This window comes from Mesorhizobium sp. M0136 (genome assembly GCF_040322515.1).
In the GTDB taxonomy this organism is placed as follows: Bacteria; Pseudomonadota; Alphaproteobacteria; order Rhizobiales; family Rhizobiaceae; genus Mesorhizobium.
Window position 1 is genome coordinate 1 of record NZ_JAMYTP010000055.1, and the last position, 5,678, is coordinate 5,678.

Annotated in this window: 3 protein-coding genes and 6 pseudogenes; 4 read left to right on the top strand and 5 right to left on the bottom strand. The window is 58.6% G+C overall.

Annotated elements, in window-relative coordinates:
- The 3 genes and pseudogenes from NKJ35_RS30545 to NKJ35_RS30555 form a co-directional block, all read left to right on the top strand.
- A pseudogene (locus tag NKJ35_RS30545) lies at positions 1-191 on the top strand (hypothetical protein); the annotation flags it as partial.
- A gap of 321 nt (positions 192-512) precedes the next feature.
- On the top strand, positions 513-1,472 hold the full coding sequence (locus NKJ35_RS30550; protein ID WP_352651343.1) for a sterol desaturase family protein: 960 nt from the start codon (positions 513-515) through the stop codon (positions 1,470-1,472).
- Positions 1,473-1,663: 191 nt separating this feature from the next.
- Positions 1,664-2,494, top strand: a complete 831-nt coding sequence (locus NKJ35_RS30555) for a PDR/VanB family oxidoreductase (RefSeq protein ID WP_352651345.1) — start codon at positions 1,664-1,666, stop codon at positions 2,492-2,494.
- A 285-nt stretch (positions 2,495-2,779) separates the two neighbouring features.
- On the opposite strand, the pseudogene NKJ35_RS30560 reads toward NKJ35_RS30555, so the two are convergent.
- From NKJ35_RS30560 to NKJ35_RS30570, 3 genes and pseudogenes are all read right to left on the bottom strand, one after another.
- Positions 2,780-3,020, bottom strand: a pseudogene (locus tag NKJ35_RS30560) (transposase); the annotation flags it as partial.
- Positions 3,021-3,536: 516 nt separating this feature from the next.
- The gene (locus NKJ35_RS30565) at positions 3,537-3,911 is read right to left on the bottom strand and encodes a transposase (RefSeq protein ID WP_352651347.1); all 375 of its coding nucleotides are present in this window, start codon (positions 3,909-3,911) and stop codon (positions 3,537-3,539) included.
- A gap of 399 nt (positions 3,912-4,310) precedes the next feature.
- A pseudogene (locus tag NKJ35_RS30570) lies at positions 4,311-4,490 on the bottom strand (transposase domain-containing protein); the annotation flags it as partial.
- A gap of 4 nt (positions 4,491-4,494) precedes the next feature.
- On the opposite strand from NKJ35_RS30570, the pseudogene NKJ35_RS30575 reads away from it, so the two are divergent.
- Positions 4,495-4,817, top strand: a pseudogene (locus NKJ35_RS30575) (integrase core domain-containing protein); the annotation flags it as partial.
- A 68-nt stretch (positions 4,818-4,885) separates the two neighbouring features.
- On the opposite strand, the pseudogene NKJ35_RS30580 reads toward NKJ35_RS30575, so the two are convergent.
- Positions 4,886-5,140 (bottom strand): annotated as a pseudogene (locus NKJ35_RS30580) (transposase domain-containing protein); the annotation flags it as partial.
- A 48-nt stretch (positions 5,141-5,188) separates the two neighbouring features.
- A pseudogene (gene tnpB / locus NKJ35_RS30585) lies at positions 5,189-5,544 on the bottom strand (IS66 family insertion sequence element accessory protein TnpB).
- Positions 5,545-5,678: the final 134 nt, after the last annotated feature.

The window sequence follows — 5,678 nt, forward strand, 5'->3', positions numbered from 1 at the left end:
GCGCCCGTCGCTTCACCCGCCCAACAGGGCACAACCCACGCCGGAAACGAACTCAAAACTGGATAGAAACTGGGGGCAAGGTCAGACTCGCCAAGGATTTCGAGGCGACTATCGCCAGCGCCGAGGCATGGATATTCATCGCTTCCATCCGCCTCATGCTCCGCCGCCGCCCAACTCCACCTCGCAGTTAACCAAGTTTCGAGTCAGGCTCTAAGATCGTATCCATCTGCTGGTGTAGGTGGGTTAATAGGCATCGGTGTTTTCCGGTAGGGTCGGGCGCTCGGCGGTGCGTGACATTTTCTCGAATATCGGAATAAATGTCCCGGTAAAGTAATAATAAATTGGACAGGCTTGCGTCTGCGTGGGACCATTCCTTTGATTCAGATGCCGGACGCCATCAACGCGCCCGGCGTCGTTTGGGAGAGCAGTTTGGGTGGAAAGATATGTCAAACCGAGAAAGGGCAACGGTCATGGATCGTAATCCTTCTAATTTGCCCGTCGACGAAGCTCCAATGAGCGAGGAATGGAATTGGCATCCCAATTTGCCGATTCCGAACTCGCCGTTGTTTGAATGGCCCCTGCGGCCTGTCGCAATATTCAGGTCGCTTGCGAAGTCCTGGTTTGAACTGTCGATGACTCTGATAACCCTGGGCACCGCCATTCTCACCGCCAACTACCTTCAACCCGCTCTCGAGCGATGCGCCACTTTCGAGTTCGGATGGATCGCCCAGATCTATCTGCGCAACTTTGCGCTGATCACGATCATCGCCGGCGGACTGCACCTATATCTTCACACCTACAAGCTGCAGGGCAAGAAGCGCAAATTCATCGCGCAGGAATTTGCCAAGAACAAAAAGATGTTCACGTTTAGCAACCAGGTCTGGGACAATATGTTCTGGTCGCTTGCGAGCGGTGTTACCACCTGGACCGCCTACGAGGTTCTGTATTTCTGGGCGCTCAGCAACGGCTACATCCCGCAGCTGAATTTTTCCCTAAACCCGATTTTGGGTGTAGTCCTTTTCCTGCTGACCCCGTTCTGGCTTTCATTTCACTTCTATTGGGCCCATCGCTTTCTGCATTGGGGACCGCTCTATAAGCCTGTCCATTCGCTCCATCACCGCAATATCGCGACCGGGCCGTGGTCGGGGTTCTCCATGCATCCCATAGAGCATGTCCTTTACCTGTCCTCATGTCTCATTCACGTTGTTGTACCGTCCAACCCAATTCTGATGCTGTTCCACATGCATTTACAGGTATTGAATCCGCTCGCCTCGCATTCGGGCTTCGCCGAGCTCCTCGCTCACGACAAGAAGCAGCTGGCGCTAGGAGATTTTTACCATCAGCTCCATCATCGCTTTTTCGAATGCAATTACGGCACAGCGGACCAGCCGTGGGACAAGTGGTTTGGTTCGTTCCATGACGGTACCGCCGAGGCCACCGAGCAAATGCGCAAACGGCTCAGTGGCAAGTGAGCTATTAAGATATGAGTATTTGGTCGCGCGCGTTCGGCGGCGCTCGAAAACCCGCCCCCCTTCCCACCAGACTTAAGGTTCGCGTCGCTGCAGTGCGCGAGGAGGCACTCAATGTTCGCTCGTTCGTGCTCAGCCCGGCCAGTGGATCGACATTGCCCCCCTTCGCTCCGGGTTCTCATGTCGAAATTCACATGAAACCTGGTCTGTCGCGGACGTATTCCATATTCGGCGATCCCCACGACGCTTCCAATTACCGCATTGCGGTGAAGCTCGAGGGGGCCTCTCGCGGTGGATCTCGATTCATGCATAAAGCGTTGTCAGCAGGCGACCGGCTGGAAATAAGCCAGCCGCGCAACAACTTCCCTCTGAACGAAGCGGCGGCGCATACCCTTCTTATAGCAGGAGGAATCGGAATCACACCGATCTTGTCGATGGCGGACCGCCTCGCACAGATAGGGAGAAGTTTTGAACTCCATTACTTTGCCCGGTCGTCCGAACAGGCGCCGTTTCGCCACGAACTGTCCAAAGCACCCTATTCCCGTCAGGCACATTTCCATTTTGGGCTGGAGCGGACCGCTATAAAGGACCGCTTCGTCCAGCTGCTCGCGGTCCCGCCCGCCGATGGCCATCTCTATCTATGCGGACCGGAAGGGTTTATGGACTTGGCCCAGGCGACAGCACAGGCGAGCTGGCAGGAGGCGGCCGTCCATATAGAGCGTTTCTCCGTCGATTCGGCGGCATCGGTCGGCCCACAATCGAGCTTCGAGGTTCGCTTGGCCCGCTCGGGGGGAAGGTTCTTTATACCCGCCGACTTGAGTATTCTCGAAGTGCTCGAGAAGCAGGGCATCAAAATACCCTCTTCATGCCGTCAGGGTGTTTGCGGTTCCTGCGCGACCAGTGTTCTGCAGGGCGAGCCGGATCATCGCGACGTTTTTCTCTCAGCTCGGGAAAAGGCAACCAATGACCAGATCTGCCCCTGCGTCTCTCGGTCCAAGACTAGCGTTCTGGTTCTTGATGCCTAACTCTTCTCATTTAACAACAATACTCACAAGTCGAGTATGGCATAGTTGCCGGAAATCCCACAGCATACGCGAAGGGCCTACATAGAGTCATGTCAGTCGTTCTATTGGTTTCGTCGAGGCGGGCGCGAAATATTTAAGGTCGTCCTCGGCAGGCGGCCAACTGCTACTGCAAGCTCTTCCACGCGACGCGGGATATAATCCCATGTGCAGCAATGTCGGTGGAATGCTGGGCGTAAGAGGGTAGGTCACCAAAAACCGAACAAGGGTTCCGGCAGAGGGGCAGGATCGGCGGATGATGTCGATGACGAGTCGAGATAGGTGGCCTTTTCCATGAGCTTGAGCCAATCGTAGGCACCGTCTGCGAACTGATGCTTCCCACAAGGCCACCGCTTTGCAGATATGCCGTCGAGAGCGGCCCGCGCGCCGGCGCTGTCGAAGATGTCGGCTGGCGTCAGATTGACCATCAAGAGCCGCCTGTGGTATCGACTGCAATGTGGCGCTTCCGGCCGACGATCTTCTTGCCAGCGTATAGCGTCTTTGCGCGACAGGGGCCGAAGTCTTCACCGACTGGCTTCTCTATCTGCGCTTTGAAGTCAAGCGCCTTCTAGCTCTGTCCGCTTCGCCGGCATTGGGACGTCTTTCGCGGGGCCTTGCTTCTCTCCGGGATCGGCGCTCGGGCCTTGCCCTCTATGGCCCCTCTATGGGGAATTCAGAAGAATGGGGTGGAACAATCCGTCGAGCGCCTTGATTGCCGATGATGGGCCAATCGAGCCAAGCCAGTCGACGAACTCACCTCATCCTCGTCCCGCGAAGGACAGCTTTCGACCGGCAGGTGGAACTGATGTCGTCGGGGGGCGATGTTTATCAATTTTTCGACGGTCGGGCTGCGATCAGCCGGCGACCGGCATGATTTCCGTCCTGGTCCAGCGGAACTGATGGCCCTCGCTCCAGACGCGATGCATGATCACCGCCAGCCGGCGGGCAAGCGCAACGATGGCTTTCTACTGGCCGCGTCGCTTGGCGACGTCCATCGCCCAAGCCTTCAGATCCCACCCACCCGGCGGCTTTCGCCCGATTCATGAAGCGCCGGCGTCAGGCCCAAAATCGGACCGACCGCCTTGGAGTTGCGGAAGCGGGCGGGGATTATCGATCGTCGCGGTGTAGGCCAACGCCGACACGACGGGGCGACGCCGGGGATCGACATCAGCCGGCGGCAAACCTCATCATCCCGGACGATCGCCAGAATCTTGCGGTGCAGGGCGGCATAATTCTGGCGCAGCTTGCGACGCGCGTCGAGCAACGGTTCGACGATCTCGGCCAGATCGGGCATGCCTTCGGTGAGCTCGCCAATCCGCTCCTCAAACTTGACCGCACCGACCTTGCCAAACTTGAGACCGGCCCCTTCACCTCCCGGCACACCGTGCCTGTTTCGTCGATGATGCCAATTGCAGTCTCTTTCACCGGGACGCCCAATCCTGCATAATGTTTCACGCCGCGCTTCTCCTTCCTGAGGGCTTGTGCTGTTCAAGGGAACTGACCATGTTTTATCATCAGCTCGAAGCGCAGAACCTTGATGGCATCACCGCCAAAAGATGAGGCTCAAGCCGAATACCCCATCTGTCGATCACGGCAGACGTGGGACCGGCCTCGCGCCCCGCTCGCGATCCAGCATCAGCTCCACGTGGATGTTTGGAACAGAAGCGCACGCGCCAACTGCCGGAGCCGGCCTTAGACCGTCTGCCACGGCCCGAAGTGGCTCGGTGGGGTGGTCTCCGGGAAATGGTTCGGATCGTCTTAAGCAACGTAACCGCTGTTCTCAGGCCACGGCCTTGAGCGGCATAGGTCTGTAGGCCCAAGGCAGCAGATCGTCGATCTGGCTTTGTGGATGGCCGGCGACGATCCGGGCGATCACGTCAGCGAGGTAGGTGTGAGGCTCGACGCCGTTGAGCTTGCATGTCTCGATCAGCGAAGCGATCGTTGCCCAATGCTCGGCGCCGCCGTATTGCGGCAATCCCGAACATCACGCATACGAGCTCTATCTGGCGTCGAGGATGTGGATCATTCCCGCACCAAGACCAAGAACCCGCAGACCAATGGCATCGTTGAGCGGTTCCACAAGACGGTGCTGGACGAGTTCTACCGGGTCGCCTTCAGGAAGAAGATCTACGGCTCGATCGAGGAGCTGCAGGCCGATCTGGATGAATGGGTCAGAAGTTACAATGAGGAGCGCCCACATCAGGGCCGCTGGTGCTTCGGCAAGACGCCGATGCAGACCTTCCTTGACACGGCCCCGCTGGCGAAGGAGAAAATGATCGCCGCCTGATCCCATCAGACAGGCAAAACGGACCATTCTCAGACGCCAACTGTCCGATCAAGTGCAAACTTCTACAGCTTACGAGCCCTGGCATCACGCTTTGAGGGGTCCGCGGCTTCCGCGCTGGCGAAGCCCTCCGCCTCTACCTGCTCGGCTTCCTCCAGGCCCAGAAGAAGCTGGTCCTCGGGCAGGCTCTCCGCCCTTCGCCCGAAGCGATGGCGCTGCAACTCCTTGATGATTTGGCGGAGCCTCTCATTCTCCGCACGCGCGGCCAGAAGCATCGCCTGAAGCGCATGAGGATCGTCGGGTAGGGCAGCGGCCGCGTCAGTCACGAAGCGGATTCAAGCATGGATTCCAGTGATTTGGCAATAATCCGATGGTCAGCTCGCCGTCGTTGGAACACGCATCTCGCGCGTTTCGTGCACCCGCCGCCAGTCGAGGCCTTCCAGGAGTGCCTGCAACTGTGCCGCCGTCAGTCGCACGACACCATCGGTAATGCCCGGCCAGCAGAACTTGCCATCCTCCAGCCGCTTGGCGAACAAGCATACGCCCGTGCCGTCGAAGTAGACGAGCTTGATCCGGTCGGCCGCTTGGCCCGGAACACGTAGACCGCGCCCGAGAATGGATCCGCGCCCATCGCCTCGCGCACGAGCGCTGCCAGACCTTCCGCTCCCTTGCGGAAGTCGACCGGCTTCGTCGCCACCATGACCTTGACCGCTCCCGTTGGCCCGATCACGACGTTGCCCTCAGCGCACGGATCACCGCTGCAACCGTCTTCGAATCCGCCCCACGACCCACCCGCATTGCGATGCCGTCGATCTCGAGCTCGATCACACCAGCGTCTCGAGCCGGCTCCCGCTTTCTTGGCTG